Origin of the sequence: Flavobacterium pasteuri (genome assembly GCF_048286615.1) — a bacterium.
GTDB lineage: Bacteria > Bacteroidota > Bacteroidia > Flavobacteriales > Flavobacteriaceae > Flavobacterium.
Genome location: NZ_JBLVPN010000001.1, coordinates 507,199 through 531,241 on the forward strand (window position 1 = coordinate 507,199; position 24,043 = coordinate 531,241).

At 33.8% G+C, this 24,043-nt stretch carries 20 protein-coding genes and 1 riboswitch; of the genes, 10 read left to right on the forward strand and 10 right to left on the reverse strand.

Annotated features, from left to right (window positions below; all coding sequences use genetic code 11):
* Positions 1–8 precede the first annotated feature (8 nt).
* The 4 genes from ACNQF6_RS02345 to ACNQF6_RS02360 form a co-directional block, all read right to left on the reverse strand.
* Positions 9–698, reverse strand: coding sequence for a hypothetical protein (locus ACNQF6_RS02345; protein ID WP_417962855.1), 690 nt, complete (start codon positions 696–698; stop codon positions 9–11).
* A 91-nt stretch (positions 699–789) separates the two neighbouring features.
* Positions 790–4,233 carry a hypothetical protein gene (locus ACNQF6_RS02350; RefSeq protein WP_417962857.1) on the reverse strand — a complete coding sequence of 1,148 codons (3,444 nt, stop codon included), beginning with the start codon at positions 4,231–4,233 and terminating at the stop codon, positions 790–792.
* A 194-nt stretch (positions 4,234–4,427) separates the two neighbouring features.
* Positions 4,428–5,684 (reverse strand): aspartate kinase, encoded by a 1,257-nt coding sequence (locus ACNQF6_RS02355; RefSeq protein WP_417962859.1) that lies wholly within the window; start codon positions 5,682–5,684, stop codon positions 4,428–4,430.
* Between the two features lie 29 nt (positions 5,685–5,713).
* Complete coding sequence (locus ACNQF6_RS02360) at positions 5,714–6,193, reverse strand: GNAT family N-acetyltransferase (protein ID WP_417962863.1); 480 nt, start codon at positions 6,191–6,193, stop codon at positions 5,714–5,716.
* 170 nt (positions 6,194–6,363) lie between these two features.
* Between ACNQF6_RS02360 and fbp the strand changes: the two genes are divergently transcribed.
* A complete protein-coding gene (fbp, locus tag ACNQF6_RS02365) occupies positions 6,364–7,383 on the forward strand; it encodes a class 1 fructose-bisphosphatase (RefSeq protein ID WP_417962865.1) in 1,020 nt (339 codons plus the stop codon).
* A 59-nt stretch (positions 7,384–7,442) separates the two neighbouring features.
* Here fbp and ACNQF6_RS02370 read toward each other — a convergent pair whose 3' ends face one another.
* Positions 7,443–7,874 (reverse strand): tellurite resistance TerB family protein, encoded by a 432-nt coding sequence (locus tag ACNQF6_RS02370; RefSeq protein WP_417962867.1) that lies wholly within the window; start codon positions 7,872–7,874, stop codon positions 7,443–7,445.
* 179 nt (positions 7,875–8,053) lie between these two features.
* Here ACNQF6_RS02370 and ACNQF6_RS02375 point away from each other — a divergent pair, with 179 nt between their 5' ends.
* From ACNQF6_RS02375 to ACNQF6_RS02385, 3 genes are read left to right on the forward strand one after another with little or no spacing between them, the layout of a single operon-like run.
* Positions 8,054–8,647, forward strand: a complete 594-nt coding sequence (locus tag ACNQF6_RS02375) for a HupE/UreJ family protein (protein ID WP_417962869.1) — start codon at positions 8,054–8,056, stop codon at positions 8,645–8,647.
* Between the two features lie 2 nt (positions 8,648–8,649).
* On the forward strand, positions 8,650–9,081 hold the full coding sequence (locus ACNQF6_RS02380) for a deoxycytidylate deaminase (RefSeq protein WP_417962871.1): 432 nt from the start codon (positions 8,650–8,652) through the stop codon (positions 9,079–9,081).
* Between the two features lie 13 nt (positions 9,082–9,094).
* On the forward strand, positions 9,095–10,678 hold the full coding sequence (locus ACNQF6_RS02385; protein WP_417962873.1) for a S41 family peptidase: 1,584 nt from the start codon (positions 9,095–9,097) through the stop codon (positions 10,676–10,678).
* Between the two features lie 19 nt (positions 10,679–10,697).
* Here the strand turns inward: ACNQF6_RS02385 and ACNQF6_RS02390 are convergent, their stop codons facing one another.
* The 4 genes from ACNQF6_RS02390 to ACNQF6_RS02405 all read right to left on the reverse strand — a co-directional run bounded on the left by ACNQF6_RS02390 (position 10,698) and on the right by ACNQF6_RS02405 (position 13,004).
* The gene (locus ACNQF6_RS02390; RefSeq protein ID WP_417962875.1) at positions 10,698–11,447 is read right to left on the reverse strand and encodes a lysophospholipid acyltransferase family protein; all 750 of its coding nucleotides are present in this window, start codon (positions 11,445–11,447) and stop codon (positions 10,698–10,700) included.
* Between the two features lie 67 nt (positions 11,448–11,514).
* The gene (locus ACNQF6_RS02395) at positions 11,515–12,120 is read right to left on the reverse strand and encodes an FAD-dependent oxidoreductase (RefSeq protein ID WP_417962877.1); all 606 of its coding nucleotides are present in this window, start codon (positions 12,118–12,120) and stop codon (positions 11,515–11,517) included.
* 2 nt (positions 12,121–12,122) lie between these two features.
* On the reverse strand, positions 12,123–12,326 hold the full coding sequence (locus ACNQF6_RS02400; RefSeq protein ID WP_417962879.1) for a hypothetical protein: 204 nt from the start codon (positions 12,324–12,326) through the stop codon (positions 12,123–12,125).
* 99 nt (positions 12,327–12,425) lie between these two features.
* Positions 12,426–13,004, reverse strand: coding sequence for a MarC family protein (locus tag ACNQF6_RS02405; RefSeq protein ID WP_099714233.1), 579 nt, complete (start codon positions 13,002–13,004; stop codon positions 12,426–12,428).
* Between the two features lie 270 nt (positions 13,005–13,274).
* Here ACNQF6_RS02405 and ACNQF6_RS02410 point away from each other — a divergent pair, with 270 nt between their 5' ends.
* The 5 genes from ACNQF6_RS02410 to ACNQF6_RS02430 all read left to right on the forward strand — a co-directional run bounded on the left by ACNQF6_RS02410 (position 13,275) and on the right by ACNQF6_RS02430 (position 19,710).
* Positions 13,275–13,841, forward strand: coding sequence for a DUF3109 family protein (locus ACNQF6_RS02410; RefSeq protein ID WP_417962881.1), 567 nt, complete (start codon positions 13,275–13,277; stop codon positions 13,839–13,841).
* Positions 13,842–14,103: 262 nt separating this feature from the next.
* Positions 14,104–15,081 (forward strand): ribonucleotide-diphosphate reductase subunit beta, encoded by a 978-nt coding sequence (locus tag ACNQF6_RS02415; protein ID WP_417962883.1) that lies wholly within the window; start codon positions 14,104–14,106, stop codon positions 15,079–15,081.
* Positions 15,082–15,385: 304 nt separating this feature from the next.
* Positions 15,386–17,800: a ribonucleoside-diphosphate reductase subunit alpha gene (locus ACNQF6_RS02420; protein WP_417962885.1), complete on the forward strand. Its 2,415-nt coding sequence runs from the start codon at positions 15,386–15,388 to the stop codon at positions 17,798–17,800.
* A 364-nt stretch (positions 17,801–18,164) separates the two neighbouring features.
* Positions 18,165–19,067 (forward strand): hypothetical protein, encoded by a 903-nt coding sequence (locus ACNQF6_RS02425; protein ID WP_417962887.1) that lies wholly within the window; start codon positions 18,165–18,167, stop codon positions 19,065–19,067.
* Positions 19,068–19,218: 151 nt separating this feature from the next.
* Positions 19,219–19,710, forward strand: a complete 492-nt coding sequence (locus ACNQF6_RS02430; protein ID WP_417962889.1) for an RDD family protein — start codon at positions 19,219–19,221, stop codon at positions 19,708–19,710.
* A gap of 66 nt (positions 19,711–19,776) precedes the next feature.
* Here the strand turns inward: ACNQF6_RS02430 and metE are convergent, their stop codons facing one another.
* Positions 19,777–22,101 carry a 5-methyltetrahydropteroyltriglutamate--homocysteine S-methyltransferase gene (gene metE, locus ACNQF6_RS02435; RefSeq protein WP_417962891.1) on the reverse strand — a complete coding sequence of 775 codons (2,325 nt, stop codon included), beginning with the start codon at positions 22,099–22,101 and terminating at the stop codon, positions 19,777–19,779.
* Between the two features lie 187 nt (positions 22,102–22,288).
* A riboswitch (cobalamin riboswitch) is annotated at positions 22,289–22,482 on the reverse strand.
* 211 nt (positions 22,483–22,693) lie between these two features.
* Here metE and ACNQF6_RS02440 point away from each other — a divergent pair.
* The gene (locus ACNQF6_RS02440) at positions 22,694–24,040 is read left to right on the forward strand and encodes a deoxyguanosinetriphosphate triphosphohydrolase (protein ID WP_417962893.1); all 1,347 of its coding nucleotides are present in this window, start codon (positions 22,694–22,696) and stop codon (positions 24,038–24,040) included.
* Positions 24,041–24,043 lie beyond the last annotated feature (3 nt).

Sequence of the window (24,043 nt, forward strand, 5' to 3'; positions counted from 1 at the left end):
AATACAAATTATTCTTGTATATAGGTTTTATTTCCGTTTGAGTTAATATAGTATTTTCCGCCTCGAGGACCAGTATACACTTTTTTACCATTGTATTCCCCTGTTATTTTGTCGGCTACTTTAGGTGCTTTTTCGTTAGTTTCCTTGATGTTTTTTATTGATTTTGCACTTGAAGATTTTTCTTTTACAGTTGTTTTAGCCGTTGCTGCTTTGTCTTTAGCTGTTTCTGCTTTTTCTTTAGCAGTTTTTTTAGATGCAGTTGCTTTTTCTTTAGTTATGGCAGCTTTATCTTTTGCGGTTTCGGCTTTATCTTTGACTACTTTATCTTTAGCAGTTTCCGCTTTTTCTTTAGCTGTAGTCGCTTTGTCTTTTGCAGCTTCAGCTTTGTCTTTTGCTATTTTTTTAGAAGTTGCAGCTTTATCTTTTGCAGTTTTTGCTTTACCTTTTGTTGTTTTTTCTTTAGCTGTAGTTGCTTTGTCTTTGGCATCTTCCGCTTTGTCTTTAGCGGTTTTTTTAGCCGTGGCTGCTTTTTCTTTGGTTATAATAGCCTTGTCTTTGGCAGCTTCTGCTTTTTCTTTTTTGGCTTTAGCTAATTTTTCGGTTTTAGCTTTTGCAGCTTTGTTTTCAGCAGCAGTTTCTTGTGCATACAAGTTTGCTGATAAAATAATTACAAAACATAACAACAGTAATTTTTTCATAATAGTTTGGTTTTAAATTTTATGTAATAAAATTAATAAAAAATAATCATATTTAGAAAGTCGTTCAATGAAATTATTCCAAATTCCAGTACTAAAAATAAGCTCTTAATTGAACATTTCCGGTATGAATGGTTTGGCTTGATTCGCTTTTTCGTCCTTGATAATTGAAATTGATGTCTAAAAATTGTGTGATGTTTTTTTGCAGAAGCAATCTCCAAGTAAGGTTTTGCCCAGTTTGTAATCCTTCCAGCATTTGAAATCCAACTGAAGAAAATTCATTTCCTTTAAATTTATTTTGGTAAAAAGAGACTTCGCCATTTAGCGTTATTTTTTTATTGCTTGCGTAGGAAAAGGAAGTTCCAAAACGGTTTTGTAACAATGTTTCGAAAACTCCAATTTGGTTTTCTTTGCTTTGCAATTCATAAAAGAGATCCAAGCTGGTGTTTTTAGAGAATATATAACTGACTTTCGGCGCCAATTGATATCCGTTTATGTCAAAATTTTTTTCTGGGAAATTCTCTGATTGAATAGTGGTCTGGATTGTTTTGGCAAAAAAACCGAACAACCAGCTTTTTTGGTATAAATGTCCATATTGCAATTGATGCGAACTGTTGGTGGCTTCTTGCGTACCTATCGATAACAAGTTTTTTGTTTTATTCTGAAGATAAGAATAGGTAATCGAATGGTTTTGCTTTCCCCGATTGTAAAACAAGCTATTCCTCAAGCTGGAATTCAATCCGAGTACATTTTCATTAGAACCGCTAAACGGGTTTAATTTAAAATTGTCTCCGTCACTTCTCGTTTTCCGGTCAATTATAAATGCGGTTTGATTATAGAAATAGGAAAGTAATTTTTTTAATCCTTTTTCATTTTGCCATTGATTCGGGTTTAAGGTCACGGATTGGGAGAACTTATTTTGATGTGTTTTTATATAAATCCGGTTGGGTAAAAATACTCTGATGAATTTTGCCTGATCAATAAACGGAGCAACTTCAAACTCCTGCAATTCTTGAATTCCATTGCCGTTATAATCATTCCAGGTATAAACGCCTTGACCTGCGGAGACTTCTAGATACGTAAATTCTTGTTGCGGAATGGTTCCGGAATTCGTTTCATAAACCGTTGTGCTTTGGATTAATTGATTGAAAAAACGATCCGTGTACACTATTCTGGAATTTAATGTAGGTTCTTTTTTTCTGGTTGCATCCACAAAATCCAAGATTCTATAATTTGCATAAATAGATAAATCACTTCTGTTGGTTTGTATCAATTTAGATTTTAACATGAAAGTCTGGGAGGAATTTACCCGCTGAATCAAACTCCCAACACTTCGGGATTGTAAGCTGTCATTGTTTCTTCTTAAATAGCCTAATTCTACAAAAACTTTAGTACTGTCACCACGACCTGTAAAAAAACCATACTCCGTAAATTTTTGGCTTAGAGCCGAAAACTGATTAGTTGCTTTGTTTTTTTCTTGATTGTCTTCTAATCGTAAGCTGGAACCAACCCAATTTTTATCAAAATGAAAACGCATTTGAGATTGGTTTCTTAAAAATTTAGAAGATAAAACAGTACCGTCACTTTTTAGGAAACTGCCTTGGTTTTGAAAAGTCCATTTTTTTATTCGAAACAAACCATTTAAAATATGTCTGCTACCTGAAAAATTTTCAGAGAAATCCAGTTTTTCAAATTGATACACTACTAATCCTTTGTTGGTGGATTTGGGTTTTGGATTTAAGTCTAATTGTAATCCGGAAACTAATAAACTCTGATTCCCAACAGCCGCAGTTCCTAAATTCCAATCTCTGTCAAATTCTATATTGTACAGTCGTTCCACTGATCTGAAATCTTTCTGAATGAATTGATAATTTGTAAAAGCATCTAACTGCCATTTTTTTGAAAAAAGCCTTTGCTTGGCATTGATTTTTCCGGCCAAGCCTTGATTATTGCGGTCATCAATGGATGAAAATAAATTTTGATCATTGTTACTCAGGCCAATTTCAAAATCGACAGCCGTTTTTTCGCTGGGTTTGTATTTTCCCAAAAAGGTGGCGACTTGAATTTTTGTTGGCGCAATAAGCTGAATTATGGGTTCGTAATTTCCTTGAGGAATACCGTTTATGGGTTCAATATATTCATAAACTCGCGTAATGGTAGCCGAATTTGTCACGATATAATTCCCATTATTTACTCCGACCAAAGTGAAACGGACGTTGAATAATTCCTGTTGAGCATCATTTGCATATTCGAAAATTTCTACGGCGTTAAATATCGTTTTTCTATACAATACTTTGTTTTCTGAATAGGAATCAGCATAAGCAGAAGGTGCTGTCATTAAATTAGGATTGTCTCCTGAATTGACTAATATCTGGGCTTGTTCTTGTGATAAATTTTGTTGTAACGGTTGATTTTTCAAGTCATTTTCAGAATATAAATAGCCTCCAAAACTCCATTTTTCATTTTCATGCGTAGCGCCGGCATACGTCACAAAGCGAGTGTAATTCCTGTCGGAATATTGATATTCTATCGCAATACGCATTTCGGAAGTGATGGTAAAAAGAGGTGTAAATACAATTTCGCCGGCATTGTAGTCTATCGTATAATCATTGTTTTCGCCACGTTTCTGTAAAATTCCATTTACATAAACCCGCTCTGAACCTGAGACAACCAGAACATATAATTCTCCATTTTGCCCTTTTAATTTATAAGGACCTTGATTCCCTTCTTGTCCCACAAAATTGCTTTTGGCATATTGTCCTCGAACTAATGCCGCTGATGCAAATACATTCGTTTTATTTTCTTCGGTTCCAAAGTTGAAATTAGTTGCCAGTCCTTGTACCTTTTTGTTGAAATTCAGGAATTGGGTTCTCTTGTTTTCTAGAAAAATATCTCCTGCACGAATGTTCCATTCGTCGCTGAACAATTCCATAAAAACATTGTCAAACTGGTCCAGTTTTTGAGAATAGCCGCCCTCCTGCAATGGAATATTACTGTCTTGAATGGAGGCTCTCAAACTTACTTTTTCGGAAATCTTTCCTGTGATTTGTAAATCTAAATTAGAATTCAAAACTGCATTTTGATTGTTTCCGATGGTTATGCCACGAGTAATACTTCCTGATGTATTCAACCCGTCAAAAGGAACGTTTTTCTTTAGATTTTTCTCTTCAATTTTATACAAATTCCCATTTCCGACTTCATTACTGACGACTCTGCTGGGATCGTAAATGCGGTATTCTTTGGTTAGTATTTCAGGAAATTTAAGATACTGTACTGTAAGTGAATCGGAGGTAAAAGAACTGTCTTCCTTTAAAATCAGAGTTCCCTTTTTGAAATTTATTTTAAATAAAGTACTGTCGATGGATTTGCCATTGGCGTCAAGCAGTTTGAAAAAGCTGGAATTAATACTTTCTTTTTCGATATAAATCGTGTCGCGGGAAAGAAGGATTTTTTTGGTTTTGTACAGCGAATTAATTTCCTGAGCATGGAGCGCAGAAAAACAGCCTATTACAATCCAAAAAAGTAATTTTTTTAACATAAATACTATAACTCGAAAGTACCAAAAGTAGTATTTATAATTCGATAATTAGAAAATGTGCCAATCAGAAAATTAAGGAAAAGTTAAATCAATATATTCTGGTTTTGACTCTTGATTTCATGCTTTGTAACATCAAAAAAAAATGGGAACCAAAATTAAATTTCGATTCCCATTTTAATATTGTTGAAACAGTTTTAAACTTCTTTAGTGATCACTTGCATGGTTTCACGGCTGACTTGTTTCAATAAAACTACTTTATTTTCTTCGACAGTTTGTGCTGCCTTGTCATTGAAATGTCGGATAGTATATAAGGTTACATTTTCGTCAAATTCAACTTTGAATTTTTTAGATAAAATGGCATTTAGCGCTTTAAAATTATCAAATTTATCCTCTACACATACAGAGAAACTAATGGCAGAATTCTGAATTAAGTTTACTTTTATTTTGAATTGGTGAAACAACGCAAAAATCTCGCTGATGTTTTCTTCCATGATGAAAGAGAAATCTATTGATGAAAGAGAAATTAAAAGCTGGTTTCTTTTGACAATAAAACAAGGTAAATACGGTTCTAAATCGACCCCTTTAGAAACACTTGTTCCTTTTAATAATGGGTTTATAAATGATTTTACATACAAAGGAATTTCCTTTTTTTGTAAAGGTTGCAGCGTTTTTGGGTGAATAACCGTTGCGCCGTAAAAAGCTAATTCAATGGCTTCGCGATACGAAATTTGATTTAATAAACTGGCGTTTTCAAAATATCTTGGGTCGGCATTCATTACTCCAGGAACATCTTTCCAGATAGTTACACTTTCAGCATTTAAGCAATAGGCAAAAATTGCAGCAGTATAATCAGAACCTTCACGGCCTAGAGTAGTGGTGAAATTATTTTCATCAGAACCCAAGAACCCTTGTGTAATATTTAAGATTTTTCGTTTTACGTTCTTGGCAATGTTTTTTTGTGTCAATTCCCAATCTACTTCCGCATCTCTATAATTAGCGTCTGTTTTTATGAAATTACGAACATCCAGCCATTGCGTTTTTATTCCCATGAAATTCATGAAATGACTAAGAATAGTTGTCGAAATTAATTCGCCATAACTTACAATTTGATCGTAAACAAAATTATAATTAGGAGATTTATTATGTGTCAAGAAATATTCTAAATCAGTAAATTGAGTGTTTACAGCAGCAAAAACTTCGTTTTTGTCATCTTCAAATAAATCCATCAAAATTTGATTGTGGTATTTTTTTACTTCTTGGACTGATGAATTCAACTCAGCCGATTTGTCAAAATAGTTTTTTATGACAATTTCCAGTGCATTGGTCGTTTTTCCCATTGCAGAAACAACTAACAATACATCTTCGTAACCCACTTTTTGTAAAACGTCATATACGTTTTTAATCCCTGCGGCATCTTTTACAGAAGCTCCTCCAAATTTAAATACTCTCATAGTTTTAAACAAAAATTGTTCTTTATACTTTATTTCAATTTATTTTCTACAAAATGGTTGATTCCTATTTCATCCATTTGAACTACATGCCAATCTTTTAGCACTTTTGCACCTGATTTTTCATAGAAATCTATTGCTGGAGTATTCCAGTCCAATACATTCCATTCCACTCTTCGAACCTGATCTTTTTTACCCTGTTTTATAATTTCAGAATATAAAGCATATCCAAGTCCGGTTCCACGCATTTTGTCTTTTACCACTAAATCTTCTAAATGAATTGTTTTCCCTTTCCAGGTTGAATAGCGGTAATACCACAAAGCAATACCAACGATTTCGTCATCAACTTCGGCAACAAAAACATGAAATAGAGGAACAGGACCAAAACCATCACGAACTAAATCGTCAACAGTTACAAGAACAGCATCTGGCTCCTTTTCAAATTCAGCCAACTCTTGGATAAGACCTAAAACAGCTTGCATATCCTGCGAGTTTCCTTTTCTAATATTCATAAATCTTTATTTTAATGATTCAAAAATGCAATAAAACTGCACTTTTACGTATTTATTTTGTGTTTTATTTAGCAAATATACAATACTGTCAAACTAAATAATTAGTATTCAAATTGTTTTCACAAAAAAAACGATATTTGTGACTTCAAAATAACTACAACGATTTCGTAATGGAAGAACGCAACAAAACACTAGGAGAATTTATCATTGAAAACCAAAATGCTTTTCAATATTCGTCAGGCGAATTATCACGAATCATCAACTCTATCCGATTGGCTGCCAAAGTAGTCAATTATAAAGTAAACAAAGCAGGATTAGTTGATATTGTTGGGGCAGCCGGTGAGCAAAACATACAGGGTGAAGATCAGCAAAAACTAGACGTTTATGCCAATGAAGTTTTTATTCAAACTTTAATCAATCGTGAAATTGTATGTGGAATCGCTTCCGAAGAGAATGATGATTTTATCACTGTAGAAGGAAGTGACAACAGTCATAACAACAAATATGTGGTTTTAATGGATCCGCTGGACGGCTCATCAAATATTGATGTCAATGTTTCGGTTGGAACTATATTTTCGGTTTATAGAAGAGTTACTCCAATAGGAACTCCAGTTACCATTGAAGATTTTTTACAGCCGGGAATCAATCAGGTTGCGGCAGGTTATGTTATTTATGGAACCTCGACGATGTTAGTTTATACTACGGGACATGGAGTAAATGGATTTACGCTGAATCCGGCCATTGGAACTTTTTATTTATCACACCCAAAAATGCAATTCCCAACTGACGGTCATATTTATTCCATTAACGAAGGGAACTATGTTCATTTTCCGCAAGGAGTAAAAGATTATATAAAATATTGCCAGTTAGAAGAAGGAGACAGACCTTATACTTCAAGATATATAGGAAGTTTGGTCTCTGATATTCATAGAAATATGATTAAAGGCGGAATCTATTTATATCCTACAAGTTCAAAAGCACCAAAAGGAAAATTACGATTATTATATGAATGCAATCCTTTAGCTTTTATTGCTGAACAAGCCGGAGGAAAAGCTTCGGATGGATTTAAAAGAATCATGGAAATTGAACCGACAGAATTACATGAAAGAGTGTCGTTCTTTTGCGGAAGCTATAACATGGTCGAAAAAGCCGAAGAATTTATGCATAAAGCAAAATTAAGTAAATACTAAAAACGTAGGTTTAATAAAAAAGCTCCCAGATATCTGAGAGCTTTTTTTATACTTTACAATTACTTGTTCATGTTTTGCATTTCGAAAAGGAAAGTATCTAAATCTACTTTTTTATCTACTAATTTAAGTGCTTTGTGCACAATGTAGTCTACGTTTTCAGCATTAAAGCCTAGTGCTACTCCAATTTTTCTTAATAATAATTCTTGTTTGTCACCTAACTGATGATCTACATGAACCATTCTTGCTAAATCAAACAAACGCTCCAGTCTTTGCTCATGTAAATAAGGAGGATTTATAGGATATTTTAATGGATTTTCTAAAATTTCTTCATATTCTGCTTGAGAAATTTCTAATCGAACGGCCAGTTTGTCTAAAAATAGTTTTTCTTCTGGAGCAAACGTATCGTCAGCAAGTGCTACACGAACAATAGCTGAAAAATGACCTTTATTTCTTTGTTTGAATTCGCTATCAAATAAATCTGAAAATGACATAATTATTGTTTTTTTATCTTACAAAGATAAATCTATTTTTAAATTAATGATTTTAATTTTTTTATATTTTTTCATTGAATTTGGTCTCTTTTGAATTGTATTTATTTAAATAATCAAATCAATCATTTTCAAAATTAATCGTAAGTTTACAACCCCTTTAGCAACCTAATAAACTACCCATGTCAGAATTTTGGATTTACTTTCAAATAGGATTAAAACACGTTTTAGATATTCATGCATATGATCATGTTTTATTTTTGATTGCCTTGGCAATTCCTTTCTCTTTTAAAGATTGGAAGAGAATTGTGCTTCTTGTGACACTTTTTACGATTGGACACACAATGGCTTTAATGCTTTCTGTTTTTGGTATAATTGCAATAAAAGTAAATGTTGTAGAACTATTAATTCCTATAACCATATTGATAACGGCGTTGTTTAATCTTTTTACGGCGGGAAAATCAAGCAAGAAAGAAAGTATAAATTTGGTGTTTTTTATCACGCTTTTCTTTGGAATAATTCATGGATTGGGTTTTTCAAATTATTTTAAATCGATTCTTGGAGGCGATGCTGTTTCTAAAATAGTACCCTTATCGGAATTTGCATTAGGAGTCGAAGCGGCACAGATTGTAGTGGTTTTTGTGGTTTTGAGTCTGTCGTATATTGTTCAAACCGTTTTTAGATTTTCGAAACGCGATTGGACATTGGTAATGTCGGCATTTATAATTGGAGTAGTGATACCATTAATTGTTGAAAGTGAAATCTGGATTAGATAAAAATGAACGAAAAAAAATTAAATAAATACGATAAAGCGTATCTTAGAATTGCCAAAGAATGGAGTTTACTGTCTTATTGTAAACGCAAACAAGTTGGTGCGATTATTGTGCGAGATAGAATGATAATCTCTGACGGCTATAACGGAACGCCATCTGGTTTTGAAAATTGCTGTGAAGATGAAGAAGGATTAACGCGTTGGGATGTTTTACATGCTGAAGCAAATGCGATTCTGAAAGTGGCACGATCTACGCAATCCTGTGAAGGAGCAACTTTGTATATTACGCTATCGCCTTGTAAAGAGTGCAGTAAATTGATTCATCAATCCGGAATAAAAAGAGTGGTATATCAGAATGGATACCGTGATGATTCAGGAATTCAGTTCCTGATAAAAGCAGGAGTAGAGGTAGAACATATCCCAGTATTAGAAGAGTAATTAGTGTCTTCGTATGAAATATAACGTAAAATATTTGCCCATAATTATTTTCTCAACACTCGCTCTGGGTGTTGTGCTGGGAGGAATGTTGAATTTTCCTAATGCAGTTGATTTCGCAGACAGAAATAATTCTAGGAGCAAACTCAATAAACTGATTGATTTTATTGACAATGAATATGTCGATGATGTCAATACGGATTCTATTGTAAACCTTACCGTAGATAATATTCTGGCGCAACTCGACCCACATTCTGTTTATATTCCACCAAGCGATCAGCTGGAAGTGTTAGAAAGCATGAAAGGTAATTTCGTGGGAATAGGCGTAAATTTTTACATGTACAATGATTCAGTTGCTGTTATAAAGCCTGTTGAGAACGGCCCTTCGGCAAAAGCAGGAATAAAGGCAGGCGACCGAATTTTATATGCTGATAAAACAAAATTATTTGGTCGAAAATTGCCAAGTGACAGTTTGTATTCAAAATTAAAAGGAACAATAGGTTCTGATATTGAGCTTACTATCTACAGAAAATCCGAAGGCAAAAAATTAAAAGTAAAAATAAAAAGGGATGTTATTCCTCTAAAAAGCGTTGATGCCGCTTTACTTTTGAGTAATAAAACGGGCTATTTAAAAATAAATAGATTTGCCGAAACTACCTATAGAGAGTTTATGGCGGGTTTAACTAAACTGAAAAAACAAGGTGCAAAATCACTTGTAATTGATGTTCGTGATAATGGTGGCGGTTATACGGAAGAAGCTATTGCTATTGCCGATGAATTATTGACAGATAAGCAGTTGATTGTTTTTACTAAAAATAAAAATGGGAATATAGACAAGACATTTGCAACTGCAAAAGGTAGTTTTGAAACCGGAAACGTATTTGTTATAATCAATGAAAACAGCGCTTCTGCCAGTGAAATTCTAGCGGGCGCCATTCAGGATAATGATCGTGGAACTATTGTTGGCCGCCGTTCTTTTGGAAAAGGATTGGTGCAACGTGAAATGGATTTTGCCGATGGTTCGGCCGTTCGATTGACTATTGCCAGGTATTATACGCCAACGGGTCGCTCGATTCAAAAACCATACTCGAAAGGGAATGAGGCGTATTTTAAAGAATCAGAAGCTCGTTTTGGAAATGGTGAGTTGTATGAAAAAGACAGTATAAAAGTTTCGGATACTTTAAAATTCAAAACTAAAAAAGGTAAAATTGTATACGGCGGTGGTGGAATTGTTCCTGATGTTTTTGTACCGCTAGAAGTAGAGCATGGAAATGAAAGTACCGCTTATTTATTGCAATCCGGAATCGTGGGTAATTTTGTTTTCGAACAATTAGATAAAAATAGAAGCGCTTTTAAAGGACTTAATTTCGAACAATTTAAAACTAAAATGAATGAAACGGATTTGTATTTTAATTCGTTTCAAAAATTTATTTTTGGAAACGGATTGGATCTGAATTTTGGAAAAAGCAAGTCATTGGTAAAAAGATACTTGGCTGCTGAATTTGCCCGACAATTGTATGGAGAAAGCTATTATTATGAGATTGTATTGAAAGAAGATGCGATGATTAAGGCGATTTCCAAGAAAGTGACTGTGAAGTAAAAACTCGTTTTAAAAACAACTAATTTTCACTGTCCCAATCTTTCCTGTACCGAATTAGTTCTTCGTCTATCATTTTTTTAGATGTGTTTAATAAATAGGTTGCATCTTCAGAATAAATAGGCGAAAAAAAAGTTATTTTAATTTCAGTAGTCCATTTTCCAAAACACTTTAAAAAATGCGGAATGAAAGTGTCATCTCCCACAAAGGCATCCGTTTTTTCTTTATAATCAATGGCAATAGGAATAACGGCAGATTTAATCTTCGTGGCCATCACAAAGGAACCGTAATTGAAAGCTACAGTCGTTGGTAAAACATCGGTAGTGCCTTCCGGGAAATTAATAATAGAATATCCTTTGGTTAGAACATCTCGAATATTTTCGGCAGTTTCTTGTCTGCTTTTTGTGCATTTTCTATCTACAAATAAAACGCCCGATATTTTACAGATGTAGCCAATCATTGGCCATGATGAAACTTCTTTTTTGCCTACAGGAAATGCATGTATTTGATTTACAATAACGATTGGGTCAAAATAGGAACGATGATTGGCTACAATAAGTCCTTGTATATTGGGTTTTTCTCCATAAATAATGGTGCGAATACCTAAAATGACATTAAGTCCTCTTATTAAAAAATCGCGTAGTTGAAGTGCTCTTTTGGAATTCATTTCTTTGCTGCAAAAGAAGCTCATCAAATAGAAAATAATAGAAAAAAAGGAAACAAATACTATAAAAATGATGAGTCTGGTCAAGCCCAATAATAGTGATAACATAAAATAGTGTATTGAAAATGTAAACCTACCACTATTTTTCTAGAGATTTTACAGAATGAAATTCTATTTACCTGATACTATCGTGAGCATGAGTCTGCACCCCGTCATTCCATAGGGTCAGAATATCTGTTGCAACAGCGGCACCACTTCCGGAAGCAATAGCTAGTTGGCTTCTCCATCCTGCCAAAGTTCCTATTACATAAATTCCATCGGCGACTTTGTGGTCGTTATTTTTAAGTTGGATCCGTTGTTTTTCGGGAAGGGATTTTTGATGAGGCTCTATATAATGCATCAATCCATCAATTGCAAAAGTATTTGCGGAACCTATGCCCATGACGATTGTTTTTGTTTGGTAAGAATTCCTGTTTGTAATGACTATGAATTCCGGAAATTGCCCTTCAATTTTTAGTACTTTTTCATCTAAAATTTGAGTGATATGGGGATATGCTTTCGAAAGATGTTCGGTGCTTTCCTCCAATAATTCAGAACCTAATTTCCCTGGAGGAATTCCATAAGCATTATTAAACAGTGCCTCTTGAAGAGCTGATGTTTTTTGATGGGTAAAAATACCAATTCTTTTGTCAGTGACAAAGGATTTGTTTTTTGCAGAGCCCAAAACGAGTGCGCATGAAATTCCAGAAACGCCACCACCAACGATGAGAACATCAAACATTATTACAGTTGGTCGTTTGATTTCTCTTCAATCTTTTTTGCCATTTTAAAAATCAGAAGAATTAAAACGGCACAAAAAGAAGCAGCAATTCCAATAAATGCAACTACGCTATCTCCTTTAAATGGATTTCTAAAATCCAACAAAGTAACATTAAATATGATTAGCGCTATTGCTAAAAACACCAAGATGTTAGTGAAAATTTTCATAATACGTTTTTGTTTTTGATATAAAAGAAACAGATTTTTTTAAGAAAATCAGGTTGTCTTTTAAAATTATCTTAGGGAGTAAATTTATGAAAATTTATTTTAGACGAACAAACCTTTAACATTCGCAGCGAATAATTTAACAGCAATGGCAAGAAGTACTACGCCAAAAGTCTTTCTAATGACTCCAAGTCCATTTTCTCCTAGTATTTTTTCAATTTTAGAGGATGATTTCAAAACGATATATACCAGAATAATATTCAAAATTATTGCGATAACAATATTTATAGTAGAAAACTGGGAGCGTAAAGAGAGTAAAGTAGTCATTGTTCCGGCTCCGGCTATCAAAGGAAACGCCAAAGGAACAATTGATGCTGAACTCGCTTCTTCATCGCGGTAAATGCGAATCCCTAAAATCATTTCTAATGCTAGGAAGAATAAAACAAATGAACCCGCAACTGCAAATGAGTTTACATCAATTCCAATTAAATTCAATAATTCTTCTCCCACAAAAAGGAAAACAATCATGATTATACCAGCTACTATTGAAGCTTTTTCAGATTCTATGTGTCCATGTTTTGATCTTAAATCAACAATAATAGGAATGGTTCCCACGATATCAATTACGGCAAAAAGGACCATTCCAACCGTGATTATTTCTCTAAAATCGATTTCAAACATAATTTTTTTGTTTGCAAAGTTAAACTTTTCGGTAGATTTTTGATTAAAATTAAATTTTATTACAACAATTCTGATTCATTTTTTTATATACTGGTTTTCAATTGATTTCTTGTTTGTTTTAATTCTATCTTGTTTAATATTAGTTTGTTATGGTATTAAAAGAGTCAGTTGTTTCGTTGGTTTTCCGAAAAGTTAAAGTTGGTTTTTATCTAAAAAATTACAATTTACTTTGACTACCTTTGCGCTTTATAATCTCAGTACCCCAAAATAATGTTTCAATTAGGAAAAACCATCGTCTCAGAAGACATACTCGAAAAAGATTTTGTTTGCAATTTGTCAGCCTGTAAAGGGGCTTGTTGTGTTGATGGCGATGCGGGAGCTCCATTGAGCGTTGAGGAAACTAAGATATTAGAAGAAATCTATCCCAAAGTAAAACCATTTTTACGTAAACAAGGGATTGCAGCTATCGAAGCGCAAGGAACTTGGACAAAAGGAACTGATGGTGATCTTGAAACACCGCTGATTGATAATAAAGATTGTGCTTATGTAATGTTTGACGGTAAAACAGCTTTGTGCGGTATCGAGCAAGCGTACAATCAAGGTGTGATTGACTGGAAAAAACCTGTTTCATGTCATTTATATCCTATTCGTGTGAAGGATTTCACGGAGTTTGCTGCCGTTAATTATGACAAATGGGACATTTGTGATCCAGCCTGTTCTTTAGGCCAGGAGCTTGAGGTGCCAGTGTATAAATTTGTCAAAGAAGCATTGGTTAGAAAGTTTGGAGAGGACTGGTATGCAGAGCTTGAAATAATCGCACAGGAACTCAAAAAATAATCTAAAATAAATGTAAATTTTCTTGTTTGCTGTTTTTAAAATCCTATATTTTACGGTACTTCAACTCTTTTTTTAAATTTTAAAATACTGATTATTAAGTGTTTAAAATCCACATGAAAAATACCTCAATTTTTTTCGTTTGTTAAAAACTATGGCTGATTGTGAATAAGTTTGACTTTTAATTTCGGCAATATTTCACAATCTTTGTAATCCACAGAAAGCATAAAATTTCGTTAAAATCTCAAAAAAACAAACTACTATAATGGCACAACTTGAACCAATTTTACAAGAAAATAAAAATCGTTTCGTAATTTTTCCAATTAAACACCATGATATTTGGGAATTTTATAAAAGTATGGAAGCTAGTTTCTGGACTGCTGAAGAAATCGATTTGTCACAAGATTTAAATGACTGGAATAACAAGCTTTCTGATGAGGAACGTTATTTTGTAAAACATATTCTTGCTTTTTTTGCTGCTTCTGACGGAATTGTAAATGAGAATTTAGCTGAAAATTTTGTGAACGAAGTGCAATATGCTGAGGCAAAATTCTTTTACGGTTTTCAAATTATGATGGAGAACATTCATAGTGAAACGTATTCGTTGTTGATTGATACCTATGTGAAAGATGAAGCTGAGAAAGATGAATTATTCAATGCTTTAGAAGTTTTTCCGGCAATTAAGAAAAAAGCGGACTGGGCTTTGAAATGGATTGAATCTGATTCGTTTGCGGAACGTTTGATTGCTTTTGCAGCTGTGGAAGGAATCTTCTTTTCGGGAGCGTTTTGTTCTATTTATTGGTTGAAAAAACGTGGATTAATGCCAGGATTGACTTTTTCTAACGAATTGATTTCTAGAGATGAAGGGGTTCATTGTGATTTTGCAGTGCATTTACACAACCACCATTTAGTAAATAAAGTTCCAAAAGAAAGAATTAGAAGTATTATTGTTGATGCTTTGAATATTGAAAGAGAATTTATCACTGAATCCCTTCCTGTGAGTTTAATAGGTATGAATGCGGTATTAATGACACAATATTTAGAATTTGTTGCCGATAGATTATTAGTGGAATTAGGGTGCGACAGAGAATACAATACCTCAAACCCTTTTGATTTTATGGACATGATCTCACTTCAAGGAAAAACAAACTTCTTTGAAAAGAAAGTCGCCGAATATCAAAAAGCCGGTGTTATGAATACCGATGAAGATGCTCAAAAAATATCTTTTGACGCTGATTTTTGATTTTTTTAAACCATTAAGGAATTAAGGGTTATTAAGGTTTGTCTTAATTTTTCTAAATATTTTAATGTTAAAGAAACATTTTTATTTTTTAAATCTTAATGATTTACTGATTTTTTTTATGTTTCAGGTGCTGATTAGCCCAGATAGTAATGAAAATCCTTTTTGATTTTTTCTTTAAAAAATAAAAAGATTGCAATGGATAGCTGGAAAAGCTCCAAAAAAAATGCTGAAATAAGTTCAGTATAATTTACAAATAACGAAAAACAGTGAAGGGATTTTCTGTTTTAAAAAAACAAACAAAAGTATGTATGTAATTAAGAGAGATGGGCACAAAGAGCCGGTAATGTTCGACAAAATCACAGATAGAATTAAAAAACTATGTTATGGTTTGAATGATTTGGTTGATGCCGTGAAAGTGGCAATGCGCGTAATTGAAGGACTTTATGATGGTGTTTCAACATCTGAATTGGATAATCTTGCTGCCGAAACTGCCGCGTCAATGACTATTGCGCATCCTGATTATGCTCAATTAGCCGCTCGTATTGCAATCTCAAATTTACATTCGAATACAAAAAAATCATTTTCGGAAACGATGAGTGATATGTTCAATTATGTAAACCCAAGAAACGGTCAATATGCTCCTTTACTTTCTGAGGAAGTACATAAAGTGATTATGGATAATGCAGAGTTTTTAGACTCACATATTATATACAATAGAGATTTCAATTACGATTATTTTGGATTTAAAACCTTGGAAAGATCGTATTTGCTGAAAATAAACGGTAAAATCGTGGAGCGTCCGCAACACATGTTGATGCGTGTGTCTGTCGGGATTCACTTAGACGATTTAAAATCTGTGATAGAAACGTACGACTTAATGTCGAAAAAATTCTTTACGCATGCAACGCCAACATTGTTCAACGCCGGAACGCCAAAACCTCAAATGTCTTCTTGTTTCCTTTTGGCAATGCAAGATGATAGTATTGACGGTATTTATGACACGTTGAAACAAACGGCTAAAATCTCTCAATCTGCAGGTGGAGTTGGACTTTCTATTCACAATGTAAGGGCTACAGGTTCTTACATACGTGGGACAAACGGAACGTCAAACGGAATTGTTCCTATGTTACGTGTTTTCAATGATACCGCTCGTTATGTGGATCAAGGAGGAGGAAAACGTAAAGGTAGTTTTGCTATTTATATCGAAACTTGGCATGCGGATATCTTTGAATTCCTGGACTTGAAAAAGAATACCGGAAAAGAAGAAATGCGTGCACGAGATTTATTTTTTGCGATGTGGACTTCGGATTTGTTCATGAAACGTGTACAAGAAGACAGTTATTGGACGTTGATGTGTCCTAATGAATGTCCAGGATTGTATGATGTGTATGGCGAAGAATTTGAGGCGATGTACATTGATTACGAGAAACGTGGAAAAGGTAGAAAAACCATCAAAGCACATGAATTATGGGAGAAAATTCTGGAATCACAAATTGAAACTGGAACGCCTTACATGTTGTACAAAGATGCAGCCAACAGAAAATCAAACCAAAAAAATCTAGGTACGATTCGTTCTTCGAATTTGTGTACCGAGATTATGGAATACACTTCGAAAGATGAAATTGCGGTTTGTAACTTGGCTTCACTTTCATTGCCAATGTTTGTGGAAAATAAAAAATTCAATCACGAATTGTTGTACACCGTTACAAAACGCGTTACCAGAAACTTGAATAAAGTTATTGACAGAAATTATTATCCGGTACAAGAAGCTGAAAACTCGAATATGCGTCACAGACCAGTTGGTCTTGGAGTGCAAGGATTGGCCGATGCTTTCATTATGTTGCGTTTGCCATTTACGAGCGACGAAGCGAAGAAACTGAACCAAGAAATTTTCGAAACTTTATATTTTGCAGCCGTTACCGCTTCAATGGAAATGGCCAAAGAAGAAGGGCCTTATTCTACTTTTGAAGGTTCGCCAATGTCACAAGGGGAATTTCAATACAATTTGTGGGGAATGAAAGATGAGGAATTATCAGGTCGTTGGGACTGGGCTTCATTGAGAAAAGAAGTGATGCAACACGGGGTGAGAAACTCATTGTTAGTGGCGCCAATGCCAACAGCTTCGACTTCTCAAATCTTGGGTAATAACGAAGCATTCGAGCCATATACTTCTAATATTTACACCAGAAGAGTCCTTTCGGGAGAATTTATTGTGGTAAACAAACACTTGTTACACGATTTAGTGGAGCGTGGTTTGTGGAACGAAACATTGAAACAAGAATTAATGCGAAATAACGGTTCCGTTCAAGACCTAAACATTCCGCAGGACTTGAAAGAATTGTACAAAACCGTTTGGGAAATGTCTATGAAAGACATTATCGATATGTCCCGTCAACGTGGTTATTTTGTGGATCAATCACAATCATTGAACTTATTCATGCAAAATGCCAATTATTCTAAATTGACATCGATGCATTTCTACGCTTGGCAATCCGGATTGAAAACGGGAATGTATTATTTAAGAACAAAAGCTGCGGTGGATGCAATTAAATTTACATTGAACAATGATAAAAAAGCGGAGCCAATCGAAATTAAAGAACAACCAATCTCTGTTCCTGTAGTAGCAGAACAGGTAGAAATGACTACCGAAGAATACAAAGCAATGATTGAATTAGCTAAAAATGCCGGTCCAGACGAATGTGAAATGTGTGGGTCTTAATTTATAATAGAAATAATAAAGGCTTCTTAATTGAAGCCTTTTATAAGAATATACTAATCTTTAATTTATTTTGCTGAGGTAAAGAAAAAAAATAATGCGCATAAAAAAAGGGATATCTGTGACATCCCTAACTTAGAAACTTAAAATTAAAACGGCCGGCAAGCTTTTAAAAAATTAAGTTATAAAGATGATGAGGTTACCTCACCTACTTATTTTATACTTCAAAAGTATAAAATTTGAATCTTCTTTCCAAGTTAAATTTTTCACGGCAATACCTTTTTCACGAAAAAAAACTCGTTAGTAGTTGTGAATTCTAGTATTGTGATTTATTAACAATAAAATTTAATAACTTTTAAATAAGAAGATGATGACAAATTTAAGTATATACAAATTTTCACTTTTAAATAAAGTAAAAGAACAACAAGTCTTGAGTTTTTATAACGAAGAAGAAGACTTATTAGATACAATGAATGACTTCTGTAGTTATATTCATAGAAATATTAAGACTTATACAGATAATCAAGGAAAATTTAGAACTTTCTCACTTGCTAATGTTCAAAAGAAAGATACAAATAAAAGAATTATTACTGGTTATTTTGATTCTGCATATACTGGAGAAAAGGGTAAGATAAAAGATAGCACAACTAATGATTTGAAGTATGATATTTCTAAAAAAGATTTATTTTCTAAAGATTTCTTTTTTCTTATTCATGTTCCGAAAAATTCCAAGTTTGGGTTTTTAATTTTTCAGAAAAAAGAAAATCACGGTGTAAAGATAGTTTTTGAAAATGCCTTTAATAGTTTTATGAGATTAAAAGGTGTTTCAAATTATTTTCTACAATTGAAACAAGCGCCAGCTAGATACCTAATTAATAATTTTTTAAAATTAGGGAAGCTAAAGGAATTTAGATTAATAGATTCTACAATTCAATCTAGTATAGAATCGTTAAATTCAAATTTAGGCAGAGAAGAACGTGTAATAAAGTTGAATAATTCTGCAAATAATGAAAACATAAAAAATGTATTGGTTGAGTTATTTGATAATTTTTCTTCAGAAGATAAAGTTCCTTTTATGAATCAAGGAGAATTTGATGAGATAATTTTTGTAATAGGTTATAGAGGTATTTCAAAGACCTTTTATATTAAAGATAAAGAGAAAATTCGGACTAGTGTTGATGTGAGTTCTATGGTGGAATTTGAAGATGGAGAAGCTACTTTCGAATCTTTAATAAAAATTTCTCTAGAGTTAATAAATTTTGCAGCTTAGCATCTGATTTTTTTAAAGTTAAGGGAGTATTTGAGTTTTCAAGTACTCCCTTTTTATTTATATTCATCGATATTTTGATTAAAAATATAAGAATAATTCACTATATTTGAGACACTAGTGATTATAAGTAATTGTTTTTATACTAACTATTATGGAAAATAAAAAATTTACTGTTACAGATGATTTATTAGCTTCCAAAAGCCAACGTCTGCTGAATTTTATAATCGATGTGTTGATTATCTATATTATTGAAATCACTATTGGTACAACCATAATTCTAATTGGAGATTTGACTCGAAGTGATACAGCGTCAAATTGGGTTTCCTCATTAAGCGCAGTTGAAAGTTTCTTTTTTGGATTAGTTATACTCTTTTTTTACTACGGATTGACTGAAATGTATTTCTCCAGAACCTTCGGGAAGTATTTTACGAAAACACTAGTTGTAAAGCATGATGGTTCAAGACCCAATATGAAAAGCATTATTATACGAACACTTTCTAGATTAATTCCTTTAGAACCTTTTTCTTTTTTAACTGCTGATCGAGGATGGCACGATACATTATCGGTTACGTATGTGGTGAAAAAGCATGAATTTGTTGCAAAAAAGAAATTGCTTGATCCATCTGATGAGATTATAGTTTAACAATAGTATCCCTTAAAAACAAAACCTAGTAAATTTTTAAATTTACTAGGTTTTTTATTTTAATGATTAAATAGTTGCAATGTTTTCTACGGCAATTCTCATCTCTTGGGCTGCGGCTACCATTTCGATTAAAGCCTTTTTAGTTTCGTCCCAATGACGGGTTTTTAAACCACAATCCGGATTAACCCAAAGTTGGTCAACAGGAATCACTGCTGAAGCTTTTTCTAATAATTTTACCATTTCGGTACTGGAAGGGACACGAGGCGAGTGAATGTCATATACGCCAGGTCCTATTTCGTTTGGATAATTGAAATCGGCAAAGGCATCCAGTAATTCCATTTGCGAACGCGAACATTCTATGGTGATTACATCGGCATCCATGTCGGCAATATTCTGGATGATATCGTTGAATTCGCTGTAACACATGTGCGTATGAATCTGTGTGTCATCTTTTACGCCACTTGCCGAAATTCTAAACGCTTTTACTGCCCAATCCAAATAGGTTACCCATTCTTCTTTACGTAAAGGCAAGCCTTCTCGAATAGCAGGTTCATCAATTTGGATAATCTTAATTCCTGCATTTTCTAAGTCGACAACTTCGTCTCTAATCGCCAATGCAATTTGAGTACAGGTTTCTGAACGCGGTTGATCGTTGCGGACAAAGGACCATTGCAAAATAGTTACGGGGCCAGTTAGCATTCCTTTTACCCATTTTGGTGTAAGCGATTGTGCAAAAGCAGACCATTTTACAGTCATTGGATTTGGACGCGAAACATCGCCATAAATAACTGGAGGTTTTACACAACGGCTGCCGTAACTTTGTACCCAGCCGTTTTTGGTAAACGTAAATCCATCGAGTTGCTCTCCAAAATATTCCACCATGTCATTGCGTTCAAATTCTCCATGAACCAAAACATCAATGCCAGTTTCTTCTTGAAAGCGAATCGTTTCTTCAGTTTCTTTTTGGAGTAAATCATCGTATTGCTGTTGATTTAATACGCCTTTTTTAAACTTTGCTCTCCAGCTGCGCACTTCGGCAGTTTGAGGGAAAGAACCAATAGTTGTTGTTGGAAACAAAGGAAGATTCAATACGTCTATTTGTTTTTCTCTACGAATGGAAAATGGATTTTGTCTTTGATCATCGCCGGTTGTAATGCTGGCAACACGATTTTTTACCGCATCGTTATGGATTAATTTTGATGTTTTTCGGTTTTCATTGGCAATCGTGTTTTCTTCAAAACGGATAGAATTACTGATGTCTATTTCATTTGAAGCAAAATATTTAAGCAGTACTATTTCCTCTGTTTTTTGTTTGGCGAAAGCCAACCATTGCTTAATTTCAGGAGTTAGTGTTGCGTTGTTGGTTTCTAATTCCAAATCACACGGAGAGTGAATAAGAGAGCATGATGGCGCAATAAGTATTCTGTTTTCGCCAAGTGCGTCCGTTGCTTTTTTGATAAGGGCTAAAGATTTTTTGAAATCATTTTTCCAGATATTTCTGCCATCTATAACACCAAGCGAAAGATTTACATTAGCTGATAATTGCCCTGATTCCAGAATGTCATCCAATTGAGAATGACAACGCACCAAGTCTAAATGCAAAGTATGAACAGGTAAGGCGAGTACAGTGTCGAGATTTTCGCCAAAACAATCAAAATAATTAGCAAGAATCAATTTGATTTTCGGGAAACGTTTGTTGATTTCGGTATAGACATAAGTGATGGCACTTCTTTCTTTATCAGTTAGATTCAAAGCTAAAAATGGTTCGTCAAATTGAATCCACTCTACTTTTTCATTTTCCAGTTTTTGAAGAATTTCAAAATATACAGGAAGTAATTTTTCGATAAGATCAATTCTATGAAAACCTACTTCTTTTTCTTTTCCAAGAAGTAAATAAGTAACGGGTCCTATTAGAACTGGTTTTGTTGCGATTCCTAAGGCATTGGCTTCTTTGAACTCGTTGATTAATTTTTCGGAGAATAATTTGAATTCTTGATCTTTTGTAAATTCCGGTACGATGTAATGGTAATTGGTGTCAAACCATTTTGTCATTTCCATAGCAACGACATCTTGTCCATCTTTTTGTGAACCTCTTGCCATGGCAAAATACAAATCGATAGTGGAGTTAGTTTTTGCTAATTCTTGATAGCGCTTTGGAATAACACCTAATGTGAGTGATAAATCCAGTACTTGATCGTAAAACGAAAAGTCGTTAGAGGGGATTAAATCGATTCCAGCCTCGACTTGTAATTGCCAGTTTTCCTTGCGGATAGTTGCGCCTGTAGCCAAAAGTTCGTCTACTGAAATTTTTCCTGCCCAGTACGATTCACAGGCTTTTTTTAATTCTCTGTTGCTACCAATTCGCGGGTAGCCAAGATTGTTTGTTAGCATTTTGTTGCTTTTTAAATGATGAATAAATCAATTAAAAGCTCTTGATGCATTTCAGAATGCTCGTTAGAAATGAAAAGTAGAAAGGAGAATACGTTGCAAAAGAGAAATGCACAATAAGGCATAAATAGTCATGCTCATTGTGTTCAGAACGCACCATACCTGACTATTGCTTCAAATCGCGAAAGCATTGTCAATTCGATAAAAGGCAGGTCTCCTGACTTGTAACATTTTTATCATCCTTCCCATTTGCCATTGGCATACAGTGGATCTTTTTTCAGATAAAAACTTTTTGTGTTACTTACAGTTGCGCGACAGTTCGTGATTTACACACGATTCCCTATTAATCTACAGTTAAGTAAAACCTTTATCGGTTGATGAAGAAATAAATTAAGAACTTAAATTCGGTACAAAAGTAACACTAATCCTTTGAAGTTTTTTTCGATAGGTTTGTTAATTTGTTATTTTTAGGATATTGTATTAATAGGATGAGATACTTTATATTTTTCATATAAATAAAGCCATACCTGACTTTATTTCACTTGATAATGTGTCTATTTCTTCTATCTTTGAAAAGAAATTTTAAAAAGAAATCATGAACTGGGAACAACTTTTATCACTAAGACGACAAGGCGACAAAGGCAAAAGATTGCGTGTAGAACAAGACGACACCCGATTGGGTTTTGAAGTTGATTATGACCGTATTATTTTCTCGTCCGCTTTTAGAAGTTTGCAGGATAAAACACAAGTTATTCCCTTGTCAAAAACTGATTTTGTACACACCAGATTGACTCATAGTTTAGAAGTCTCGGTTGTTGGGCGTTCTTTAGGACGATTAGTTGGTAAAAAAATCATCGAAAAATATCCACATCTGAAAGAAGTTCATGGCTATCATATGAATGATTTTGGGGCTATAGTTGCAGCAGCGTCTTTAGCGCATGACATTGGGAATCCGCCTTTTGGACATTCCGGTGAAAAAGCAATTGGCGAATATTTCTCCATTGGAAAAGGACAGCAATACAAAGACCAACTTACGGCAAAAGAATGGCAAGATTTGATTGATTTTGAAGGGAATGCAAATGGATTTTCGGTACTGACGGCCAGTCGTCCCGGAATTGAAGGCGGACTTCGAATTTCGTATGCAACTCTTGGTGCTTTCACGAAATATCCAAAAGAAAGTTTACCTAAAAAACCAACCAAAGACATTGCCGATAAAAAATACGGTTTCTTCCAAACTGAAAAAGCCTTTTTTCAAGATGTAGCTTCTGATATGGGTTTGATTCCAAATAAATCAGGAGAAAATATAGGTTACGAAAGACATCCCTTGGCATATTTAGTCGAAGCTGCAGATGATATTTGTTACACCATTATTGATTTTGAAGACGGTATTAATTTAGGATTGGTTTCCGAAGATTTTGCGTTGGAATATTTGATAAAATTGGTAAAAGACAGCATTGATACTTCAAAATACAAGACTTTAGAAACCAAAGAAGATAGAATCAGTTATTTGCGTGCTTTGGCAATTGGTAGTTTAATTAATGATGCAGTGAAAGTTTTTATCGAAAATGAAGCATTAATTATGGAAGGTAAATTCCCGTTTGCAATTATGGATAAAAGTAAGTACAAAGCGCAGATGGATGATATTATTAATATCAGTGTTAAAAACATTTACCAAAGCCGAGAAGTCATCGAGAAAGAAATTGTCGGCTATCAGATTATTCAAACTTTGTTGGATAAATTCATAACGGCTTTCAATAATAAATTCAACGGAACCGCTTCTAATTACGACTCTTTAATCATGAAAATGTTGCCTGAGAAACACCATTTGGAAAAAGAAAATCTTTATGGAAGATTACTTCATATTTGCCATTATGTATCGCTTCTGACTGACGGGAATGCACTTGAATTGTTTGAAACTATTAATGGTAGAAAAAAGAATTAATTT